Source organism: Collinsella sp. AM40-7AC, from assembly GCF_003468125.1.
GTDB lineage: Bacteria > Actinomycetota > Coriobacteriia > Coriobacteriales > Coriobacteriaceae > Collinsella > Collinsella aerofaciens_O.
The window spans coordinates 20,319-43,268 of sequence record NZ_QSGK01000013.1 but is presented as its reverse complement, the minus strand read 5'-3'; the positions used below and the strand labels follow the sequence as shown (position 1 = coordinate 43,268).

Sequence of the window (22,950 nt, the reverse complement as noted above, 5' to 3'; positions counted from 1 at the left end):
CTCCTATCTTTTTAGTGCCCTCGGATTGGGTCATAGTGTCTGTCCGTCCTCTACCTGCGGCGTTCTCGTTGCTGGAAGGTGGCAGTTGGGGACGTTCCTTTTCTGCCGGCAGTTGGGGACACTCCTTGTGCCGACGTTGCATCGAGTGGTCGGGAAAATGCGACCCGGTTTTTGGCCGAATAATGGGTCGCGGTTTCCGGATGGGGTGGGTTGCGGAAACCGCGACCCGGAATATTGCTCTGAAACGGGATGCGGTTTCCCCGATGGGGCTCAACCGGAAAATGCGTCCCAGTTTGAGGCATCAAAACGGGACGCATTTTCCGCGCGGCAGCATCGCCGCGACCGAGCAGCGCGCCAGCTTCGCTACTCGCCCAAGATTAGCTCGGCGAGTTCGTCCTGCGTATCTACCACGTAGTCGGCGCCGGCGGCCTCCAGCTCTGCGCGGCCGCGGAAGCCCCAGCTGACGCCGGCGCTCTTAAGGCCGGCGTTGTGGCCGGTCAGGACATCGACATTCGAATCGCCCACATAGAGCGTGGTTGCCGGATCGGCGCCCAGCTCTTTCATCACATGCAACGTGGCGGGTGCCTCGGGCTTGGGCGGAAATGCGCCCACACGGCCCTGTACCAGCGCAAAGCGATCGGGGCCAAAGTATTTCTCGATAAGCGGGGCTGCCGAAATATGATCCTTGTTGGTGAGCACGGCAAGCTGAACGCCCGCTGTGCGCAGACGGTAGAGCATCTCAATCGTGCCGGCGTAGGGTGAGGTGTGGTCCTCCTTGTGCTCGCCGTAATAGGCCCTAAACTCGGCAAGCGTCTGCTCAAACATACGGCCGTCGCCCGCGTACTCGGCGGGCATAAAGCGCTCGACCAGCTTAAGCATGCCGTTTCCCACCTTGTAGCGGTACTCGTCCACGGCAAACGTGGGCCAGCCGTGCATCTCGCAGGTGTGATTGCCGGCGGCCGCCAGGTCCTCGAGCGTGTTGAGGATAGTGCCGTCAAGGTCAAAGATCACAGTGGAAAAAGCTGCCATAGGTACGCTCCCATCTATATAGCTCACGCAAACGGCAACCATAATAGCGCGTGCCGTTCCAGTCGGGCATGAGCGGGCCGAGTGTCCCCCGTGGGACTGAGGGGGCCAAAAGTCCCCGTTAAAACGCTTAAATGGCCTCTAACAGGTACATTCGGCCCCCTCAGTCCCACGGGGGACACTCGGCCCGCTCAATCTTGCGCACGGGGCTTATCGGCCTGTTCAACCCTGCGGGGAATGCCGCCTGCCAGATGCAAACGACCGGTCACGGGTTGTTACGAGTGCCGTGTCCATACTTCCTTAACACATAAGATAAGCTGATTACTGCATATTCAATCCGATTTACCCAGCTAAAGTGTTTTCATTACGCATATTGTTGGTGGGTAGTTCGGGCTCCGTGTGGAGGGGGGAACGTATGAGGTTACCGGCTTTTGCTAAGAAGGCGTTTAGGGGGGGGGTAGTCGCGGCGCTTGTGCTTGCCATGCCCGCGCCCGCGCTCGCCTGCACGCAGGTTTACATCGGTAAGAACCAGACAACGACGGGCGATACCTATGTCGGCCGCGCCGAGGACTATTCACCTCGCTACTGCAAGACCTTTGGCGTGCAGCAGCCGATCGACAACCCTGTCTTCCGTTCTTTCGAGAACGATTCTGTGCCGGGGACCGGCTTTGAGTACACCTATCAGGGTCGCTCGTATCGTTACACCTATGTTCGTGACAATCCCGATGAGTGGGATGCCCAGGACGACGAGGCAGCGTCCCGCGTGTATTCCGAGGCCGGCACCAACGAGCGCGGCGTCTCCGTTTCCGCGACGCTCACAACGGATTACAACGACGGAATCGATGCTATCGACCCTCTTGTCGACACGGGCATCGGCGAGTATAACCTGGCCGACTACCTGTTGAGCGTTTCGTCCACGGCGCGCGACGGCGTGGAGAAGCTCGGCGCCATCGTCGATCAGTATGGCTCTCAGGGCTGCAACCAGATCGTCATTGCCGACAATACCGAGACCTGGATTTTCGCTCAGCTTTCGGGCCATCAGTGGATTGCCGTCAAGATGGGCGACGACGTGGCGTCCGTTAATCCCAACATCGGCGGCCTGCAGTATAAGGTCGATCTTGACGATGCGAGTCAGTGCCTGCACTCGGCCGATGTCGTGACGCTGCCCGAGTCCAACGGCGTTCTCGTAACCTATGACGACGGCACGCCGAACATCTTCAAGACGTATGGCAAGGAGAATTCGGGTTCGTCGCAGAATACGCGCCTGGCCCAGGGACGTGCTTACTTCGGTGCTGCCCTTGCGCCTCAGACGGACTATACCGTTGATGAACAGGGTCGCGTCACCTCGCTCATCGACCCGCAGCTGACGTTTACGCCGGGCATCAAATCCGATACGTTCACGGCGTTGCGTTCCCTCGCTGCCCGCGGTGAGCAGGATGACAGCCTCAACGCCAATCTCAACAGTGCCCTGTATGCCATCGGCAACAACAGGACGACCGAGAGCAATATCTTCCAGATTCGGTCCGGCCTTTCCAGTGATATCGCCACGATTCAGTGGGAAGCGCTTTCGCGTTGCGAGTTCAGCGTGTACCTGCCCAGCTACTCTGCGCTGTTGACGGAAGTTCCGGCTGACTACTTCCCGGCGTGGAACACGGTGGACGGCACTTATACAGGACGCAAGGACGACGTCGCGCAGGCTTTGGTCGAAAAGGACGGCAAGAACCTCGACTACGTCTTCATGGACATCAACACGCTCGCCTACAACAACCGTGCCTCGATGGGTGAGAACGTGCGCGCCTACCTCGATGTCCTTCAGAAGCAGGTTATCGCCCAGCAGGACGTTGTTGACGGGTTGATGCAGGCAACCCCTGCCGATCAGCGCACGGACCTTGCCAACAAGGCGTTTGCCGCAGTGAGCGAACAGGTCTACAACAAGGCGGCCAAGCTTCTCGATGAGATGCGCGCCTACGTGAATGCGGGAGATACCTCGAGTGCGTTTATGCCGAGCGACTATGACGCCGAGAATGGAACCTCCCGGACCCCGATTATGTACGCGTCCGCTTTTGTTGCTCCCAGCATCACGGCTCAGCCGCAGTCGGTAACGTGTGCTCAGGGCGCTGAGGCCAAGCTGAGCGTTGCCGCGACGGTTGATGACAGCGTGGATGGCTCGGATGCCCAGCTTACCTACCAGTGGTTCGTCAAGGGCGAGGACGGTAACTTCTCTGCCATCGACGGGGCGACGGCGGCTGAGTACGTCGCCGCGACGACCGAGGTCGGTTCAAAGGTGTATCGCGTTGAGGTGACGAGTGCTGCCGGGCTGGTTTCCACGTCCGATGAAGCGACGGTGACCGTGACGCAGGCTGCGCAGGAGGAGCCTGGGCAGAAGCCCGGTCAGAAGACGGATGTGAAGACGGACGTCAAGACCGATACCGCCAAGAAGGCGACCAAGGGAGGGCTTGCCAAGACCGGTGATTCGTCTGTGGTGACCGTGGCGCTTCTGACGGTGGCTGGAGTTCTGGCCGTTATAGGGGCCGTGCTTATCCGCAAGCGTGCGAATTAACCGGAGCGGGTCATAGACGACAGCCCTAACTAAAAACGGTCCCGTACGAGTAATCGTGCGGGACCGTTTGCTCAATCTTGCGGGCAGGGACGGCTCGGTGGACGGCTGGCGATATGGGCTGCCTATAGGCGGTTATCCGGGAGCCATATGGCTCGGATATGGCGGTTTTTGTGTAGTGCATTGACCGATTTACCTGCGGTAACGTACACTTCCTCCGTTAAAAAATAGAAGCCGGAGCACGGGTGCGCGCGAGCGCATAAAGGGGAATCGGGTGAGAATCCCGAGCAAGGCGGTTACTGTGTGCGGGCGTGCCCGCGAGTCAGATTACCTGCCCGTGCTCTTCTCGAAACCGAGGGCCTCTCTGCTTGCCGCTGGATTCCGGTCTACAAGGGGTGCTGCTGAGCGTGCGTTTTGCTGCTGATAGGGTGGCTGGCGTGCGCTTTTGTGCTGCCGGGGTATCGCCTGTCCCGCCTTCTTCGCCACGGCTCTATTGCAGGTTCGCGAAAGAAGGAGAACGGGTGACGCGAAACAACATTATGCTCAAGCGCCTGGGGGCCGCTGCTTTCTCGGTGCTGCTAGTCTGGTCGATGCCGGGTACGTCGGCATTTGCCGAGGGCGTGGCAGAGATCGCTGTGCAGGCGCAGGCCCAGGCCTCGCAGCAGGCGGATGCTGCCGAGAATGCCGACGAGTCGAGTTTCACTTCGGACGAGCAGGCGGGTGCTGAAGGCGCCGAGGCGTCGGCGGACGAGGCAAGATCCGACGTTGCTCCGTCTGCCGATGAGGGGCTTGCCGCCATGCTGAGTGCGGACGAGCAGAACGCCGCCGCGGTGAACGTCGACGATGACGACGCCGATGTTCAGCAGGCACGTGACGTGCGTGTCGCCAAGGCCGGCAAGACTGTGATGGTCTCTTCTGCCGATGAGCTGCCCACCACCATCGAGGCCGGGGCTGTCGTGAAGCTCGCGGCGAATATCAGCCTTGAGGCTGACCAACAGATCGAGACCGTGACCGGTACGCTCGATGGCCAGGGCCATAGCATCGTGCTCAACGGCAAGGCGTTGGCGAAGAGTGTGACCGGTACAGTGCAGAATCTGGGCGTGACGGGTTCGATGTCGATTTCTGGCACCGACGGTCCTATCGCCACCACATGCTCGGGTACCGTGCAAATGTGCTGGTCGACGGCAAGCCCCTCTGACGACAATTGGACTTTCGCTGACGCTGCCGGTCTCGTAGGCACGCTCGATGGCGGTTCGGTGCTCAACTCGTATTACGCCGGCAGCCTCAGCGGCATGCCCCTTGGCGGCTACGGCCTCGTTGCCTGGTATAAGTCTGGCACCGTGGCCAACAATCTGTTCACTGCGGGCGATCAGGCGTGCGGCTACAAGGTTGATGCTTCCTTCGGCAGCAAAATCTCAACCGGCGAGCTCAAGACCCAGGCCTCGGTCGATAAGCTCAGCACCGATGCCCCTGCCACCGGCTTTATCTGGTCTGCGCAGGGCGGCCTTCCCGTGCTGGTTTCGGGCAGCGCCGTGGTCGTCGTGAACAAAGATGCCCTCAAGGCCGCCATCGACGACGCCAGCGCCAAGGTCGAGAGCGACTACACGGCCGAGAGCTGGTCGAAGCTCGCTGAGGCCCTTGTGAGCGCTCAAGACGTCTACGCCAACGATGACGCCAAGCAGGCCGAGGTCAACGCCGCAACCAAGACGCTCACCGATGCCATTGCCGCGCTCGAGAAGCCCAAGCCCACCGAGCCCGTGGCTCAGCCACAGAACGTAGTGCACCTGAGCTCGCAGAGCGACCTCGGAAACAAGTTCAAACCCGCCGACGCCGACGCCTATTACGTTCTCGACAACGACATTACCATCGATGACGAGTACTTCTTTGCCCCCATGGGCATACTCGCGGGCACACTCGACGGCCAGGGCCACATCATCACCTTCGCCAACGGCGGTGGCGTGAAGTCGCTCATGGGCGGAGTTGCCTCCACGGGCGTGGTGCAGAACATCTCATTTGCCGGCAAACTGAAGCAAGCGACGGACGGCAAGGCGTTCGGCCCCCTGGGCAACAAGGTTCAGGGCGCCGTGCTCAACTGCTCCACGAGCGTGACCGGCAAGGGCGTAGCGGGCTTTGCGCGCACGCTCGACGGCGGCATCGTGTCCAACTGCGTTTCGACCTCCAAGGGCACGGCGGGCGCGCTGTTCGCGACCTATAGCGCGGGCCAGCTCGTCAACACCTACTGGGGCGCATTCCTCACCAACAAGATGGGCGCTCCCGCCTCGGCGCTCGTCAACTCCTATGCTGTCGACCCCGCTGACATGGCCACCGATGCCTTCGCCGATCTTATCAACGCCAACTGCGGCGCCAACGGCAGCAGCTGGGGTATCGATAAAAATGGCACGCCGGTCTTTGGCTCGGGCAACAGCTACCAGGCGCCCGAGGACACCACGCCCGAGGACGCCTACACCGTGAGCTTCACGGCCAACGACGGCACCAGCCAGACGGTTGCCGGCCATATGCTCGAGGTTTCGCCTGATGCTGTGGACGCCTACCGCAAACTTGGCGTCTTTGCACTTAAGGGCGTCCCGGCCACGAGCACCATCACCTGGGGCACCGATGACGCCAACCGCGGCAACATCGGCATCAACGAGTCCACGGGAGAGCTCTATGTCTACGACAACGCTACCGGCACGGTGACCGCCACCGAGCACAAGGCCGATGGCTCCGAGCAGACCGTGGCTACCATCAAGATCAAGGCCAAGGCCAAACAGTTCGACGACTTTGAGCTGTGGTATCGTGCCTCCGACGGCACCGTGAGCAACGTGACCGATGGTGCGGCTACCGTCCAGGGCTCCGAGGTGCGCAACCTCGAGATTCGCGTGCATTACGTCGACGCCGATAAGGGCGAGTACGTGCCCGTCTCGTTCAGCCGCTTCCACTTTGCCTCGAGCGATCCTACGACCATCTACAGCAACGACTACTCGGCCTGCTTTTACTTCAAGCATGCCGGCAGTGCCACGATCACCGTTACCCCGCGCGACGCCGCATCTGCGGGCGCCGGCTCCAAGAGCGTGACGCTGACGTCAGAAGCCGTGGCCGCCACGTCCATCTCGATGGGCTATAACGAGGACGGCGCCACCGTCTACCTGCAGGGCCGCAGCCCACTCTCCGAGCGCGGCGCGTTTTTGACCGATCACGCGCGCCCGGTGGTGACGCCCGACAACGCCACCAACCGCGACAACTTTACCGTGACGAGCAGCGACCCTGCCGTGGCAGCCTACACCACCGCGGGCGAGATTGGCTACACGGCGTACAAGGCCGGCGCCACCACGTTTACCGCGACGCTGCCCGACACGGACGCCGAGGGCAAGGCCATCAGCGCGTCGTGCGACGTGACCTATGCCTACCAAAATCCGCTTACGAGCGTGACGGCCGGTACGGGCAGCCTCTACCTCAAGGCCGGCTCGGCGCAAAAGCTCGACCTGACCTTTACCGGTAAGAACGACGCGGATGGCTGGAGCGTGACCGAGCCCGGCCTCACCTGGTCGTTCAAGACGCTCGACGACAAGGACGCCACGGGTATTGTGAGCATCGACCGCAACGAGAAGGGCGCCTGGAAGCACGTCGACGGCGCTCCCGATGACGGCCTGTACGTGGCCTCGAGCGACTACATGGTGACGGCGCTTTCGGCCGGCACGGTGGTCGCGACGGGTACGCCGGTGGACACGACTGCCGGTGCCGAGCCCGTGACGCTTACCATCACCGTGGCCGGTGTGGCCGCGAGCCCCGCCACGAGTGAGTCCGCCTCGGCGGGCATCGATGCTGCCGCTGCGTTCATCGACGCGCGCCGCAGCTCCGACGCCTTCCAGTATGGCGACGAGTGGGAGATCTACGACTTTGCCAAGGCGGGCCGCAAGATCGATTCCAAACTGCTCGATAACTACCGCGCCTCGCTGGCCGAGCACAAGGCCGAGTGGGGGAGTGCGACCTGCGCTCTGACTGAGACCGAGCGTGTGGCGCTTGCTCTCTCCGCCATCGGCGAGGACATCACCGACTATGACGGCGTCAACCTGGTCGAGCTCATCTGCGGCCGCACCGATATGACGCGCGCCAACGAGAAGATCTTCGCACTGATGGCGCTCAATGCGAGCGGCTCGGATGCGCCCGCCGGTTCCGCCTGGACGCGCGCGAGCCTCGTGGACGCCGTCTGTGAGCTCCTCGGTAGCGGCGACGCTGTGGAAGGTACGCGGCTGGGCGACGTGGACCTGACGGCCATGGCGATCCAGGCCGTGGCGCCCTATGCGGGCGACACCAAGGTCGATGCTGCCATCGAGAACGGCCTCTCCTACCTCAAGGGCAGGATGAGCGCGGGTACCTGTGACTTCGGCTCTGCCGAGGCCAATGCCCAGGTGATCCTCGCGCTGCTTTCGCTCGACCGAGACCCGGCCAACCCCGTCAACGGGTTTGCAAATGCTGTGACCAACGTGGTCTGCGCGCTGGACCTGTACCGCGTGGACGGCGGCAACGGCTATGCGCACAGCAAGGGCGGCGCGGCCAACGCCATGGCGACCGAGCAGGCGCTCCGCGCGCTCACGACATATCGTGTCTCCTCGGGAGAGACGATTGCCTGGAAGACGGCCGTGACGGCGGGCAAGGGCTCGAGCAGCAAGGACCCGCAGAAGCCCACGGTGGCGCCGGGCGTCCTGACGCCGGGTGCCGGGTCGGACGGCGGTGCCGGCAACGGGACCGGCGGTTTTGCGGGCGTAATGGCTCCTGTGGCCGCCAAGATGGCCGGTGCTTCCTCGCGCGAGGGCGCCAAGGCAGCTGGCGATTCCAAGGACGAGGCTGAATCCGGCAAGAAGGATTTGACGGAGTCTTCCGTCGCCGGTAAGACAGACAAGAGCGGCAAAAAGTCGGGTACGTCCGGCAAGACCGCCGCGTTGAGCGCCGGCGCCGCCAACAAGGCTGCGGACGCGGGTCCAAACGGCTTTGCCATCGCTGGCGTTGCCGTGGGCATCGTCGGTATCGGGGCCGTCGGCGGCTGGTTTGTCTACACCAAACGCCGCGCGGCGTAGCGAGCCTCTGCCTACCAGGTAAATACTGCAAGGAGTATGGTCTTGCAAAGCGAAGGGCCCTCCTACCGATCAGCTCGGCAGGAGGGCCCTTCCATCTCCCCGCAGTTTGAGTGGGCCAACGTCCCAGTGAAAATGGGCGGGCCGATTGTGGCCGGATGCTGAGCAGCTTGCAGAGCAGCCGCTAGCAAATTCTCGGCAGCTGCTCTCCTACGAGCATGTCGAGGATGCGGGTCGATCCCCAGCCGGTGCGCACGCGCACAGCGGGGCGGGCGTCCTCGGCAAGCGGCAGCACGCGACCGATAATGGCGGCATTCTCGCCGTAGCGGGCGGCGCGCATGGCGGCCAGCGCGGCATCGGCCTGTTCAGCAGGCACCACGGCGACCATCTTGCCCTCGTTTGCCACCTGCAGCACATCGTAGCCGAGCATCTCACATGCCGCCTGCACGTCGGGGCGCACGGGCACGGTATCCTCGTCGATCTCCATAGCAACGCCGCTGGCCTGGGCAAACTCGTTGAGCGTGGATGCCAGGCCGCCGCGCGTGGGGTCGCGGAAGCAGCGGGTGTCGGGGGCAGCGGCGAGCACGTCGGCAATCAGATGATTGAGCGGCGCAGCGTCGCTTCCGATGTTGCTCGAAAACGCCAAGCCCTCGCGCTGGCTCATGATGGCGATGCCGTGGTCGCCTAGCGTACCCGACACCAGGATGACATCGCCGGGCCGACAGTTGGCACCGCTGAGCGCTACGCCCGCGGGCACTTCGCCCACGCCGGCGGTATTGATGTAGACACCGTCGGCCCCGCCGCGCTCAACCACTTTGGTGTCGCCGGTGATGATCGCCACGCCCGCCTCGCGCGCTGTTTCGGCCATGGTTTGCACAATCTGGCGCAGCTTATCCATGGGATAGCCCTCTTCGAGGATAAAGCCGCATGAGAGGTAGCGCACGTTAGCGCCTGAGGTCGCGACGTCGTTGACGGTTCCACATACGGCGAGGCGGCCGATATTGCCGCCGGGGAAGAACTGCGGCGTTACCACAAAGCTGTCGGTCGACATGGCGATTCGCCCGCTTGCGGGCAGTGCGGCGACACCGGCATCGTTGCCTGCAAGCAGCTCGGGCGACCCAAAGGCATCCAGAAAGACCTCATCGATAATGCGCTTCATCATCTGGCCGCCGGAGCCGTGGCCCAGCAGGACGGTGCTATCGGTAACGCTATGGGACATATCGAAAACTCCAATCGTGGGTGGTGCCGGTACGCGGGGGCGTCCGGGCTAGTCGCGGTATCTAAAGTACGCCGCGCAGCTGCCTTCGGAGCTCACCATGCAGGGGCCGACGGGGTGTTCGGGCGTACATGCGTGGCCGAACAGCGGGCAGTCGCTCGGCGTGATGGCTCCGCGCAGCACGTCGCCGCAGCGGCACCCGCGTGGCTCGACCGTCGCCTCAACGGGCACATCAAAGCGGGCGCCGGCATCAAAGCGCGCGAATTCGGGTCGGATGGAAAGACCCGAAGCCGCAATCGGTCCCAGTCCGCGCCACGTGGTGTCGCACGGCTCAAACACCTGCTCGACCAGTTGGCGCGCCACGGGATTGCCGTCTGCATTGACGCCGCGGCGGTAGGCGTTGTCGATTGCGGGCCTGTTCTCGACAACCATCTGGACCAGCGTGCAGATGCCCTGCAGGATATCGACCGGCTCAAACCCGGTGACTACGCCGGGGGTCTCGAACTCATCGACCAAAAACCCAAAGGGTGCCAGGCCTGTGATGGTAGCGACGTGACCAGGCAGGATAAAGCCGTCGATGGTCGTCTCGGGGTCGTTGGAGATCGCACGCAGAGCCGGCGGCGTGGTCTTGTGAGCACAGTAGACCGAGAAGTTCTGGAGCCCGCGCGCGTCAGCCTCCAGGATAGCGGCGGCAATGGTGGGCGTTGTGGTCTCAAAGCCAACACCCATAAAGATGACCGGGCGTTCGGGATTTTGCTCGGCAATGTCGAGTGCGTCGAGCGGAGAGTAGACGATGCGGATGTCGCGCCCCGCTGCCTTTTGCGCGGCAAGCGAGGTGGACGATCCGGGCACGCGCATCATGTCGCCAAAGGTGGTGATGATGGCACCGTCCATGTTGGAAAGCGCGATTGCGTGATCGATGTCGCGGTTGGCGGTGACGCAAACGGGGCACCCCGGGCCGCTTAGCAGTTTGAGTCCCGTCGGCATAATGGAGCGAAAGCCATAGCGGCCAATGCTCACGGTATGCGTACCGCAGACTTCCATAAGGTTGATGCTGCGGTTGCCGACAAGCTCATGAATACGATCGATGAGCTCGCGAGCCAGCTTGGGGTCGCGAAATGCCGAAAAGTCGATACCGGAGCGAACCGGCTGCGCCGCCGCCACTAGTATGCCTCGGCCGGGTTGGTGGCGAGCTGGTCCTCTTCGGCCAGCTCGGTCATGGTATTGACGAGCTCGAGTGTCTCTTGGGCTTCCTGCTCGTCAACAATCTGAATGCCAAAGCCGGCGTGCACGAGAATATAGTCGCCTACCCGTGCCGTCGGCACGAGGCGCAGCGAAACGGGGCGCTCGATGCCCATCATGTCGACGGTCGCCTTAAGGTCGTCGTCGCGTTTGACCACTTTACCGGGAACGGCAAGGCACATAATGTTCCCCTTTTATACGTTTTGCGCTGGATAGGCGCCTAATTATCCATCAGTTGATGGTAGCGCTCGCGGGAGTCACGAGCAAACGCGTTACACCTGTGAGACGGCGGCGCGCAGGCTGGCAAAACAGCCTATCGCAACGCCGTCTGCGCGAGGCGAGCGCGAGCGATGGCGGCCTGACCGTAGGCGATGCAGCCGTCGTTGGCGGGTACAGCGTGGGGGACCAAGACGGCAAGACCGGCGTCTTTGAGTTCGTGGGTAAGGAGCTGAAGCAAAAGCCGGTTCATGAACACACCGCCCGAGAGCGCGACGGTATCGATGCCTTCGTGATCACAGATCTCGCGTGCGATGTGGGTCGTAGCGTGCGTAATGGCGATGTGAAACCCGAGGGCGAGCCGGTCGGCCGGCGCGCCTGCCTCGATTCCATTCAGAAGAGCTTCGATGAGCGGTTGGGGGTCCAAGATGGGGGAGTCGTCGGCAGACGTGAATACGCCTGTATGATTGCCGTCGAGACGAACGGTCTTACCGTCGAGCGCGCGCCAGGCGGCGGCTTCGAGTTCTATGGCGGGTTCGCCCTCGTAGGTTGCCTTGTCGCAGATGCCCAGAATTGCTGCCGCGGCATCAAAGAGACGCCCCATGCTGCTGGTACGCGGGCTGTTGATACCGCGCTCGATCATGGTGGCTGTCACGCTGCGCGTTTGCTCGTCGAGGCTGTCCAAAAGTCGAGCGGTGCCTGGGTGCTCGAGTAGGCCAAGTTCGCTGAGCAGGGCAAAGGCGTTGCGTCGAGCGTCGCGTACGGACGCTACGCCACCGGGTAGGGCCCAGGCGCGCAAATGCGCGGCGCGCTCAAAGCCGCCAAGGCTGGCGACAAGGAACTCGCCACCCCAAATGGTCCCATCGGTACCGGCGCCGGTGCCGTCAAAGGCGATGCCAAGGACGCGCGCGTCGGTTGTAAGCTGGCCCGCGGCGATGGCCTCGGCCATTACGCTCGCGATATGCGCATGATGGTGCTGGATTTCGATAAGCGGCAGACTGTGCTCCCGTGCTCGCTCACGCGCCCACTGGCTCGATAGATAGTTGGGATGCATGTCGCATGCCAGGGCGGCAGGCGTCAGGTCAAAGAGGTTTTCTAGACGTGCGCGGGCGGCGCTCCAGGCATCGAAGGTCGCGCCGTTTTCGACATCGCCGATATGCTGCGACACAAAACAGGCCACATGGCCGTCGGCGTCCTCGCGCGTGAGCGCGATCGTGGCTTTTTGCTGCGGCCCGCAGGCGAGCACGCAGGGTGCAGTGCCGTCGAGCGCCGGCAGCGACAACGGTTGCGGCGCATATCCGCGTGCGCGACGCACAGGCATGACGGTGCCGTCGACCACACGTACCACGGAGTCGTCGTAGCGTGAGAGAATCGCACGGTCGTTGCCAAGTAGCGCGTCGGCGATGCCGGCGGCAACAAGATGTTCCCATGCAAGGGCATCGTCGGTCTCGATAGGTTCCTCGCTCAGGTTTCCGCTGGTCATGACCAGCGCGTGCATGCCATGCGACGAGGCAGCTGCAAGCAGCAGATGCTGAAGCGGTGTATAGGGGAGCATGACGCCGAGCTCGGGTAGATCGTGCGCGACGGATGGCGCGAGTGTAAGGCCGTCGGGGGAATCTCCCTCGCCAACAACACGGCGGCGCAGCAGCACAATGGGGCGGATGCTGCCGGCCAGTAAGTCGCGCTCGGCATCATCGACATGGCACAGGCGTTCAGTATCGGCAAGGCTGCGCACCATAACGGCAAGCGGCTTGTTGCTGCGGCGCTTGCGACGGCGCAGCTCGACCACCGCCTGCTCATTGGCGGCGTTGCAGGCCAGATGGAATCCGCCCAGCCCCTTGATGGCGACAATACCGCCGCTGGCCAGCAGCTCGACACAGCGGTCAATAATGGCATCGCTGGTTTCGCGCGTGTTGCCGACGGCCGGCATCGCCCCCAGACCCTCGAGCCCCATGTCGCCCGCCGCCTCGCGCCAGGTAATATGTGGCCCGCAGTCAAAGCAGGCATCGGGCTGCGCATGAAAGCGCCGGTCAAGCGGGTCGCCATACTCTGCGGCGCACTCGAGGCACATAGGAAAGCAATCCATCGACGTGGCCGCTCGGTCATAAGGCAGCGATCGGATGATGGTAAAGCGCGGCCCGCAGTTGGTGCAGTTGATAAAGGGGTAGTGATAGCGACGGTCGGCGGGGTCGAACAGTTCGCGCAGGCAGTCGTCACAGGTGGCGATATCGGGGGAGATGAGCGTCGTGTGCACGGTCTGATCCTGCGACGCTACAATACGAAAGACCTGCTCATCGTCGGCATCCCAAGCGTCGGGCTCCAGGTCTGCAACAGCGACATGCTCAACGCGGGCCGCGGCAGGCGCGTGCTCCGACAGCGCGGTGACAAATTCGTCGAGTGCCTCGACTGAAGCATGCGCCTCGATGTGCACGCCATCGCCCGCGTTGAGCACCCAGCCGCAAATGCCATGCGCCATAGCCTCGCGATACACAAATGGCCGCATGCCAACGCCCTGCACAATGCCCGTCTCATGAATATGCACATGCCGCATGTGGCTTCCCCTCGTCAAAACCGACCAAAAAGGGACAGGTTTATTTTGGTCGGTAAAACTTCTAAACCTGCCAAAACAAACCTGTCCCTTTATGGCAGGTGCGCTGTGGGAAATCCCGCTACAGCCCCAGGCTCTGCTTGGTGGCGGCGCACGTGAGCTCGCCGTGCTTAACGCCGCGCAGCCCCAGCAACCGGTCGGCCAGCTCGTAGACACGCTCGCCGCGACCCTTGAGCGCCAGAATCTCCAGGCAGTTGTGGTGATCAAGATGCACGTGCATGGTCGATACGATCTCGTCGGTGTAGTCGTGCTGCACTTCGTCCAGACGGCGCGTCAGGTCGCCGGTATGGTGGTCGTAAATCATGGTGAGCGACCCGATAACATGCTCATCGGGCGTACGCATCTGCTCCTTGGCGATCGAGGCGCGAATCAGGTCGCGCACGGCCTCGGAGCGGTTGGCCACGTCGCCGCGGCGCGCGATCTGCTCGTCAAAACGGCGCAGCAGGTCGTCGGGTGCGGTAACCGAAAAACGGACCAGCTCAGAGCCGGAGCCACTACAGTGGCAGCCCGCGTCACCGTCCGCCCCGTGCGGATGCTCGTGCTCGTACCCGCAGCCGTGCTCGTGTTCGGCCACCTTACACCAGCTTCACGGAGCCGACGGAGTTGTGGTCGGCCTCGATGGCTTCCTCGTAGCCCTCGAGCGCGTCATGCGCCTCGTGCAACGCGGCCATGGCGGCCTCGAGCTTGGCGCCGATGCGCTCCATGTCAAAATTCTCGGTCGCATGTAGCAACTGATGGCTCCATTCGTGAGCGAGCTCGATGGTGTCGTCGACCTGTTTGACGCTCATGGCAAGCTGGCTCATGTTCATTCCAACATCATGCATGGGAAATCTCCTTATGCTCGGGGCAATCCAGTGGCTCAGATTCTACTACGCCCGCGCGGGGCGCTACCGCATAAGAAAACGGGTGCGAGTCTGTGTGACCCGCACCCGTTCACTGGGGGCTGTTTGTGACTACCATACTATCCGTGGTTGCACTCGGTGCATCCAGAAGTCCGGCGAGCGGTGCAAAAGCGCTCATAGACGGCGGGTAAGTAACAAGCGTATTACAGATGCTTCTCCAGCAGCGCCTGCAGCCTCGCCTTGGGCAGAGCGCCAACCGAGCGGTCGACCTCCTCGCCGTTCTTAAAGACGATCAGCGTGGGGATGCTCATGACGCCAAACTTCATGGCCAGGTCCTGGTTGTCGTCGACGTTGCACTTGGCCACAGCCAGCTTGCCGGCCAGCTCGTCGGCAACCTCGTCTACGATGGGCGAGAGCGAGCGGCAGGGGCCGCACCACGGTGCCCAAAAATCGACCAGCACGGGCAGGCTGTCGCTAACGACGGAATCGAAGTTCTCGGGGGTAATCTGCTTAATGTCAGCCATGGTGACCTCCATAATGTGACGCGGCTTGGCCGCGTAAAACTCAGTACGACCGTGCTTATACCCAGCCGTCCGCAAAGCAACCACTCGCAGGCGGCTCTTTTATATAATGGTTGGCACGCAAACGATTGGAGAGCGCATGTCCACGTCACAAAGCCAGAAAAAAGAAGCCATCGCCCAGGCGGCCGAGCAGGAGCTCGCATCGCTCGTGGGTCGCGGCGTGCGTATCGCGGGCAACGCGTGCTCGCCGATCGTGCTGGTAAAAGGCGATTTGGACGAGGCCGAGCGTTCGGGTGGCGAGCTTGCCGCCGGCCCGGATGGCGCGGCGTTGCGCAAGGCGCTTGGGGCCATCGGCTACGCGCCCGAGGATTTTTGCGTGCTGGCAAGCGTCGCCGGCGTGGGTGACGGAGCGGTCGCGGTGGGCGAGACGCTGCCGTGCGAGCTGTTCCGTGAGGCGCTTGAGGCTTTGGACCCCGAGGCGGTGCTACTGCTCGACAACAACGCGGCTGACGCCATGCGCGAGACCTACGCCGATATGCTCGTGGCGATCGATGACTTCGACACCGCCATGCTCAAGCCCGGCTTGGTCGCCCATGTGCAGGGTCGCCGCGTGCTCGCGCTCGACGGTTTTGAGGCGGCGCTCACTGACAAAGCCGCTAAGCAGCGCATGTGGGCCTACATCAAGCAGCTGACTCCGGCGGCCGCTCCGCTGTAGCGAGCCCGCGTCGACAAACGACCCCGAGCGGGCGAGCCGTACCCGCGGAACGCAAATCCGTCGCGCCCGCGCCCTTACATCACAGCGCGCAGCTCAAACCGATCGCCGTTAATGCGGAACTGGCAGTTGCCGTTCATGCGCTCGACGGCAAGTTTAATGCTCTTGGTGCCAAAGCCGTGCCCAGTGTGCTGGGCCACGGGCATGCCGTCGACCATGTGCGGCGCACGGCCAAACGTGTTGGAAACTAACAGCAACAGCTGGCCGTCCTCAAGTCGCAGGTCAAGGTCGACGAATCGCTTTCCTTGGGGTGCGGCGCTTGCGGCGGTGATAGCGTTTTCCAAGGCATTTGAGAGCACGCTAAACAGGTCGGCGTCACCTACGTGGACGGTTTCGGGTACGGCGGCGCGCAGGTTGGCGGTAATGCCGTTTCTATTGATATCTGAGTTGAATGACGAAAGCGCGATGTTTACGGTCTCGTTGGCGCAGAAGCGGCGTACGGCGGTGCGGTCGCCGGCTTCGCAGAGCTCATCGATGCGTTTGAGCGCCTCGTCGGTGTGGCCCTCCTCAATTAAAGTGGCCAGGCCGCGTAGGAAGTGGCGCATATCGTGGCGAAGAATCGACAGCTCGCGCCCAGATTGACGCCAAGCCTCGAGCTCTTTGATGGCGGCGCTGTCGCGGGTTTCGAGCATCCAACGCTCTCGCTCGGCGGTTTCCTTTTCTTCGTATTCGCGCAGGTAAACGGCAAGAAACATAAGATAGAAGGCACAGAGCGCAAATGCCAAAAACTCAACTGTCACCACCGAGCCCGAGTGGAACAGCGTGGTGTAGACGTTGGTGGCGTAGTCAAAGATGTAATAGACGAGCGGCAGGATGAAAAGGATGCTCAGCTCGGTGGGGCTTTTAATCGCCAGGCGGGGTCCAATGTCGCCGGCCCAATGCAGCAGGACGGCAAAGACGCCGAGCGTGGTCGCGATGCGCGCCAGATAGTACGCGATCTGCGAATCGGTTGCGGCAAAGGCGGCGATGCCCATCCAGTTGCTGAACTGACAGCTCAGATAGGCGCTGGTGACGCCCAATGCCGCGAGCAGCGGGCTCAGACGGTAGCGCGCACACAGGTAGACGGTAAGCGGCAGGTGCACGACGAGCGGATAGACCTGACGGGCAAAAAGCTCTCCGCCAACGACATTGGCGATCGAAAAGGCAGCGCCGGTTGCGGCTCCGACCCCCACCAACTCGAGTGCATGGCGTCGATTGATTTCGATACCGCATAGCGCCGCCGAAGCAAAGACGCCAAAGAGTAGCGTTGTGGCGTGGTGGATTGCCCAAAGGACCATTTCGACCGAGGAGATCATCAGCGCCTCCCGCCCTCGAAGCGCACCGCAAAGTAGGCGTCTTGGAACCCCTGCTTGCTGCTGCGCGACAGCGGAATGCACGCGCCGGAGCGCATGACGATGTCCGTGCGATCGAAGTGGTCGATGTTGCGCAAGTTGACCTGGTAGCTACGGTGGCATTTAAAGAAGGTGGCATTTTGCGCCAAACGGTCCTCGACGCTGCGGAACGACTCGAGTGCCTCGATATCGCGTCCGTCGCGCAGGTGGAAGACCACGTGCTTGTTGCGCGCCTCGGCATATTCGATGTCGGACAGGCGCAGGGCGTGGTAGCCAAAGGACGTTTTGATCACGAGCTCGTCGGTTGCCGCCGGGCGCATGCTCGAAAGTTCGTCGAGTAACTGCGCCAGGCGTTCGTAAGTCACGGGCTTGAGCAGATAGTCGAAGGCGCGGACCTCGTAGGACTCCAGTGCAAACTCGGGCGACGAGGTAAGGAACACCAGGCGCACGGCGGTGTCGGCCTGGCGCAATTCGCGTGCGGTGTCCATGCCGTTGACGAGCGGCATGATCATGTCGAGCAAGATGATGTCGGCGCGCGACGCGGCATGGCGCGCCAGCAGGTCCTCGCCGCGCGTGACGAGCGCAACATCGACCGCCGTGCCCGTCTCGATCGACCAACGGTCGATCATCCGGTGCAGTCTATCTAGAAAAGCGACGTCATCGTCGCAGGCAATAATCTTGAGCATTCTGAGCCCCCTTAGTAGTTCGATTTTGCCACATTGGGTGCGGACCGCTCGCGGAGGCGTGTCCCGTTTGCGCCCCACGGCGTGCAACTCGCGCCGAGCGGAATTGCGGTGGCGAAAGATGCCTCCTGCGCTATCGAGAGCTCGGCTATCCTCAGCTTGCCAGTTCGAATATGGACTTGCCGCATGGTCGAATCTTTATTTCAACTTTACACCTAGGTTTACAGCTGTCTTGTCAGCTGTAAACCTAGGTGTCATACTAAAGCCCCAAGATTCGCCAAAAGAGAGGGGCCTTGATGGCACAGAGCGCGAACATGGATGCGTCGGAGCTTGCACGCGATATCGCGGCCGGCCTAGCATCGGCAACGACGGCAGCGGAGCGCGCGGCACTGGTGCCCGCAGAGCTCGTCGAGGCCATTCAGCAACTTAAAACCCAACGCGACGCGGTGATCCTGGCGCACTATTACGTGGCGCCCGAGGTTCAGGCTGTGGCCGATTACGTCGGCGACAGCTTCTACCTGGCAAAGCTTGCCAAGAGCCTGCCGCAGCAGACCATCGTGCTGTGCGGCGTGGAGTTTATGGGCGAGAGCGCCAAGCTGCTCAATCCCACCAAGACCGTGCTGCTGCCCGAGCCGGGCGCGGACTGTCCCATGGCGCACATGGTCAAGCGCGAGACGGTCGATGCGGCGCGCGCCGAGTACGGCGACGACCTGGCCGTGGTCTGCTACGTCAACTCCACGGTCGAGATCAAGAGCTGGAGTGACGTGTGCGTTACCAGCTCAAACGCCGTCAAGATCGTCTCCGAGCTGCCGCAGCAGCACATCTTGTTCATTCCCGACCAGAACCTGGGCCGCTTCGTAGCCGAGCAGGTGCCCCAAAAGCACGTCATCCTCAACAACGGCTACTGCCCGCGCCATCACATCATCACCGTCGAGCAGATCGTTGACGCGACGGAGGCCCACCCCGACGCGCTCGTGCTGGCGCATCCTGAGTGCAAGGCCGACGTCTTGGCCGAGGCCGACTACATCGGCTCCACCGCCGGCATCATCAAGTACGCCGAGGAGTCCGACGCGAGCGAGTTCATTATCGTGACGGTCCGCGGCGTGCTCTACGAGCTCGAGCGCCGCTGCGAGGGCACCGGCAAAAAGTTCTACTTCCCCGCGGTGCAGCCCACCTGCGTCAACATGGATCTCATCACGCTCGAAAAACTCGTGCGCTGCCTGGAGACGGGCGAGGGCGAGGTGCAGATCGGCGTGTCGGACGAGGCCGCCGACCAGGCCAAACTTACGCTCGACCGCATGCTCGAGTACGCGGCGCGCTAAGCCAATGTGACATGAGGGACAGTCCCTTATGTCACATAACAAGGGAGAGGATTCCTGTGGAAACCAAACAATACCCCGACATGGAGTGCGACGTTGTCATTGCCGGTTGCGGCGTGGCGGGCCTGTACGCGGCCCTCAATCTGCCGACGAGCACGCGCGTGATCATGCTCTCCAAGGGCGCTGTCGACGAGTGCGATTCGATGCTCGCGCAGGGCGGCATTTGCGTGCTGCCCGAGGGCTCGGACTACGATGCCTTCTTTGAGGACACCATGCACGCCGGCCACTACGAGAACCGCCGCGAGAGCGTCGACATCATGATCCGCTCGAGCCGCTCGGTCATCAACGACCTGCTGGCGATGGGCGTGGACTTTGAGCGCAAGGCCGACGGCAGCCTCGACTTTACCCGCGAGGGTGCGCACAGCCGCCCCCGCATTGCCTTCCATGCCGACATTACGGGCAAGGAGATCACGACCAAGCTGCTTCAGGCCGTTCGCAAACTGGATAACGTGCAGATTTTGGAGCACGTGGCCATGACCGACATCCTGACGGGCGAGCGTGACGGCGCCACGGTGTGTGCCGGTGTCGTCGCCGTTCCCGTGGACGAGGACAATTCGGTCCGCCCCGCCGACGAGCTGATAAATGCCGCCGAGGGCGCGCATGCCGGCGAGCCGTTTAAGATCCATGCCCGCCACACGCTGTGGGCAACGGGCGGCATCGGCGGCATATACGACCACTCGACCAACTATCCGCAGCTCACGGGCGATGCCTGCTACATCGCTCAGGAGCATGGCATTAAGATGGAGCACCTGGACTACGTGCAGATCCACCCCACGGGACTGTTCTCGCCGCAGCCAGGCCGCACCTTCCTGATCAGCGAGAGCTGCCGCGGCGAGGGCGCGATTTTGCTCAACGCCGCCGGTGAGCGCTTTACCGACGAGCTTCAGCCGCGCGATGTGGTCGCTGCCGCTATTCGCGAGCAGATGAAGCGGGACGGTACCGAGCACGAGTGGCTGAGCTTTGCCCCCGTCGAGCGCGATGTAGTGACCGGGCACTTTGCCAACATTCGCGCACGCTGCTTGGAGGACGGCCGCGACATCTTGGACGAGCCCATCCCCGTTACGCCTACGCAGCACTACTTTATGGGCGGCGTGTGGGTCGACAAGGACGGCCGCACCTCGATGCCCGAGCTCTACGCAGCCGGTGAGACGGCCTGCAACGGCGTGCACGGCAAGAATCGCCTGGCTTCCAACAGCCTGCTCGAGGCGCTGGTCTGGGGTCGTCGCGCCGCGTGGTACATGCGCACCGGCGAGTCGCTCGCCGTGGAGCAGGCGGGCGAGCCCGCGCTCGACGGGCGTCATCGCGCCCTGAGCGCCGACTCCCTGGCAATCGATGATTTGGCCCGTGCCGCCGGCACGCAGGCCGTGGAGGAGTAGACCATGAATCCCATTACCATGAAGCTCGTCGTCGATGATCTGATTCTGCAGGCTCTACGCGAGGACATTACGTTTGAGGACGTGAGCACGGCGAGCGTGTGCCCCACGGCGCGCCCCGCCACGGTGGAGCTCATCGCCAAGGCCGATGGCATCATCGCGGGCTTGGATGTGTTCGCCCGCACCTTTGAGCTGCTGGATTCGCAGAGCTCGGTGCTGTTTGATGTTGCCGACGGTGACGAGGTGCACGCCGGCGACCACGTGGGCCAGGTGCGCGGTGATGCGCGCGTGCTGCTTTCGGGCGAGCGCGTGGCGCTCAACTACCTGCAGCGCATGAGCGGTATCGCTACCTATACGCACAGAATGGCAGCGGCGCTCGAGGGTACCAAGACCGTGCTTGTCGACACACGCAAGACCACGCCGGGCATGCGCGTTTTCGAGAAGGCGGCGGTTGAGATCGGCGGCGGCAGCAACCATCGCTACAACCTGTCGACGGCCGTCATGCTCAAGGACAACCACATCGACGCCGCCGGTGGCGTGGCGCGCGCGATTGAGATGGCGCGCGCCCACGCGTCGTTTACCACGACGGTCGAGATCGAGTGCGAGAACCTGGACATGGTGCGCGAGGCCGTGGAAGCCGGCGCCGACATCATCATGTTCGACAACATGACCCACGACGACATGGCTGCCGCGATTGAGCTTATCGCCGGTCGCGCCAAGACTGAGTGTTCGGGCAATGTGGACGCCAGCAATATTCGCGCCCTGGCCGATCTGGGCGTCGACTTTATTAGCTCGGGCGCGCTGACACACTCCGCCCCGATCCTCGACCTCTCGCTTAAGCACCTGCGTCTGCTGGACGGTAAATAATGAACGCCCGCGAGCGCCGTCGTGCCATCATGGGCGTGCTCGAGGGAGCCAGGGAGCCCGTTTCGGGCAGCGCACTTGCCCGCGAGGTTGGCGTGAGCCGCCAGGTCGTGGTTCAGGATATTGCCCTGTTGCGCGCCGATGGGCACGATGTCGTGGCAACCAACCGCGGCTACGTGCTGCAGGAGGCCCCCAGCAGCCCCGCCGTGCCCACGCGCTTGGTCAAGGTTCGCCACAGCGTGGAGCAGGCAGGCGATGAGCTCACGAGTATCGTCGACGCCGGCGGCGCCGTGCTCAACGTGATCGTCAATCACCGCGTGTACGGTAAGATCACGGCCGACCTGGACATTCGCAATCGTCGCGATGTTGAGCGCTACCTAGAGGGCATCGCCAGCGGCAAGAGCTTTCCACTACTAACGGTGACGAGCGGCTACCACTTCCATCGCATCGCGGCGGAGGACGAGCAGACCCTCGACGAGATCGAGGCCATACTCAAGGAGAAGGGCTACCTTGCCGATTTAATGCCCTACGAGGATGATTTGTCCTAACCCGATACTGTCTTTATAAGTTGCGGTGAAATAGTTCCTACAATCGGCACCTAAGCAATGAGCCAGGAACTATTCCACCGCAACTGCCAAGGTAGCCCCGTCCCCAATTAGCTGCCTGTACAAACAAAAGGAGGCCTCCGCGGCGATGCGGAAGCCTCCTTTTTTGTGCACGGTGTACTCTTGAGTGTGCAAGTGGGGGAGTTGTTACTCCTCGACGATCTCGGTGATCGCGCCAGCGGGGCAAGCGTCCTGGCAAGCGCCACAGGCGACGCAGGAATCCTCGTCAGCGACGGTAGCGACGTCCTGGAGCTCCAGAACGCCAGCGGGGCAGGAGTCGACGCAAACGCCACAAGCGATGCACTCGTCGGCATCAATTACGGGATGAGCCATGGTAGTTTCCTCTCTGTTGACCGACGCTACAGGCGATGCGCGCCGGTTTGATTCGGGCAAAAACATACCACGGGAGCGACCGTTTGCAATACCCTCTGGCCGGCATCTTCATACCGTTCGCCGAGTATGCCAAGGTTTACTAAAAAACGCGCAGGTGGGGCCGTTGAGCTGCGCAAATGTTAGCTATAGGTGACTTGTAATATTGACCTATTGAGCGCGCCTGCGGAAAGGGCATCCCGTTATTTGGCCGAAAACCGGGTCGCAGTTTCCGGTTGGGCCCGCTAGCGGAAACTGCGACCCGGTATCAGCT

18 protein-coding genes and 1 riboswitch are annotated in these 22,950 nt (G+C 62.5%); of the genes, 7 read left to right on the top strand and 11 right to left on the bottom strand.

All coding sequences use genetic code 11. From position 1 onward, the window contains the following. Positions 1-363 precede the first annotated feature (363 nt). Entirely contained in the window at positions 364-1,029 is a 666-nt protein-coding gene (locus DW892_RS09525) for an HAD family hydrolase (protein ID WP_187365022.1), read from the bottom strand. Between the two features lie 412 nt (positions 1,030-1,441). Here DW892_RS09525 and DW892_RS09520 point away from each other — a divergent pair, with 412 nt between their 5' ends. Together DW892_RS09520 and DW892_RS09515 are read left to right on the top strand one after the other, a co-directional pair. Next, positions 1,442-3,586: a C69 family dipeptidase gene (locus tag DW892_RS09520; protein ID WP_117767197.1), complete on the top strand. Its 2,145-nt coding sequence runs from the start codon at positions 1,442-1,444 to the stop codon at positions 3,584-3,586. Positions 3,587-3,809: 223 nt separating this feature from the next. Further along, positions 3,810-3,937: riboswitch (cobalamin riboswitch) on the top strand. A gap of 167 nt (positions 3,938-4,104) precedes the next feature. Further along, complete coding sequence (locus tag DW892_RS09515) at positions 4,105-8,658, top strand: FIVAR domain-containing protein (protein WP_117767195.1); 4,554 nt, start codon at positions 4,105-4,107, stop codon at positions 8,656-8,658. A 181-nt stretch (positions 8,659-8,839) separates the two neighbouring features. Here the strand turns inward: DW892_RS09515 and hypE are convergent, their stop codons facing one another. The 7 genes from hypE to trxA all read right to left on the bottom strand — a co-directional run bounded on the left by hypE (position 8,840) and on the right by trxA (position 15,303). Then, positions 8,840-9,874 (bottom strand): hydrogenase expression/formation protein HypE, encoded by a 1,035-nt coding sequence (hypE, locus tag DW892_RS09510; protein ID WP_117767193.1) that lies wholly within the window; start codon positions 9,872-9,874, stop codon positions 8,840-8,842. 48 nt (positions 9,875-9,922) lie between these two features. Further along, entirely contained in the window at positions 9,923-11,035 is a 1,113-nt protein-coding gene (gene hypD, locus DW892_RS09505) for a hydrogenase formation protein HypD (protein WP_117767191.1), read from the bottom strand. Next, positions 11,035-11,295 (bottom strand): HypC/HybG/HupF family hydrogenase formation chaperone, encoded by a 261-nt coding sequence (locus tag DW892_RS09500; RefSeq protein WP_117637955.1) that lies wholly within the window; start codon positions 11,293-11,295, stop codon positions 11,035-11,037. Before DW892_RS09500 ends, hypD begins: the two co-directional genes overlap by 1 nt. 131 nt (positions 11,296-11,426) lie before the next feature. Continuing rightward, the gene (gene hypF, locus DW892_RS09495) at positions 11,427-13,880 is read right to left on the bottom strand and encodes a carbamoyltransferase HypF (RefSeq protein WP_117767189.1); all 2,454 of its coding nucleotides are present in this window, start codon (positions 13,878-13,880) and stop codon (positions 11,427-11,429) included. Positions 13,881-13,998: 118 nt separating this feature from the next. Beyond that, a complete protein-coding gene (nikR, locus tag DW892_RS09490; RefSeq protein ID WP_118205863.1) occupies positions 13,999-14,511 on the bottom strand; it encodes a nickel-responsive transcriptional regulator NikR in 513 nt (170 codons plus the stop codon). Position 14,512: 1 nt separating this feature from the next. Next, complete coding sequence (locus tag DW892_RS09485) at positions 14,513-14,761, bottom strand: hypothetical protein (RefSeq protein ID WP_006235225.1); 249 nt, start codon at positions 14,759-14,761, stop codon at positions 14,513-14,515. A 221-nt stretch (positions 14,762-14,982) separates the two neighbouring features. Then, positions 14,983-15,303, bottom strand: coding sequence for a thioredoxin (trxA, locus tag DW892_RS09480; RefSeq protein WP_117767203.1), 321 nt, complete (start codon positions 15,301-15,303; stop codon positions 14,983-14,985). Positions 15,304-15,439: 136 nt separating this feature from the next. Between trxA and DW892_RS09475 the strand changes: the two genes are divergently transcribed. Continuing rightward, positions 15,440-16,015, top strand: a complete 576-nt coding sequence (locus tag DW892_RS09475; RefSeq protein WP_117767187.1) for a hypothetical protein — start codon at positions 15,440-15,442, stop codon at positions 16,013-16,015. A 74-nt stretch (positions 16,016-16,089) separates the two neighbouring features. Here the strand turns inward: DW892_RS09475 and DW892_RS09470 are convergent, their stop codons facing one another. After that, positions 16,090-17,367: a GHKL domain-containing protein gene (locus DW892_RS09470; RefSeq protein ID WP_117767185.1), complete on the bottom strand. Its 1,278-nt coding sequence runs from the start codon at positions 17,365-17,367 to the stop codon at positions 16,090-16,092. Then, the gene (locus DW892_RS09465; protein ID WP_117767183.1) at positions 17,367-18,089 is read right to left on the bottom strand and encodes a LytTR family DNA-binding domain-containing protein; all 723 of its coding nucleotides are present in this window, start codon (positions 18,087-18,089) and stop codon (positions 17,367-17,369) included. The genes DW892_RS09470 and DW892_RS09465 overlap by 1 nt, the downstream gene beginning before the upstream one ends. Before the next feature lie 293 nt (positions 18,090-18,382). Between DW892_RS09465 and nadA the strand changes: the two genes are divergently transcribed. Genes nadA through DW892_RS09445 form a run of 4 tightly spaced genes read left to right on the top strand, consistent with a single transcriptional unit; the run spans position 18,383 to position 22,250 of the window. Further along, a complete protein-coding gene (gene nadA, locus DW892_RS09460; protein ID WP_117767181.1) occupies positions 18,383-19,408 on the top strand; it encodes a quinolinate synthase NadA in 1,026 nt (341 codons plus the stop codon). 56 nt (positions 19,409-19,464) lie between these two features. Then, complete coding sequence (locus DW892_RS09455) at positions 19,465-20,841, top strand: L-aspartate oxidase (RefSeq protein ID WP_233540510.1); 1,377 nt, start codon at positions 19,465-19,467, stop codon at positions 20,839-20,841. Between the two features lie 3 nt (positions 20,842-20,844). Further along, a complete protein-coding gene (nadC, locus tag DW892_RS09450) occupies positions 20,845-21,705 on the top strand; it encodes a carboxylating nicotinate-nucleotide diphosphorylase (protein ID WP_055250817.1) in 861 nt (286 codons plus the stop codon). Continuing rightward, positions 21,705-22,250 carry a transcription repressor NadR gene (locus DW892_RS09445; RefSeq protein ID WP_117767179.1) on the top strand — a complete coding sequence of 182 codons (546 nt, stop codon included), beginning with the start codon at positions 21,705-21,707 and terminating at the stop codon, positions 22,248-22,250. Before nadC ends, DW892_RS09445 begins: the two co-directional genes overlap by 1 nt. Positions 22,251-22,454: 204 nt before the next feature. On the opposite strand, the gene DW892_RS09440 is transcribed toward DW892_RS09445, so the two are convergent. Further along, positions 22,455-22,640 (bottom strand): DUF362 domain-containing protein, encoded by a 186-nt coding sequence (locus DW892_RS09440; protein ID WP_006235216.1) that lies wholly within the window; start codon positions 22,638-22,640, stop codon positions 22,455-22,457. Positions 22,641-22,950 lie beyond the last annotated feature (310 nt).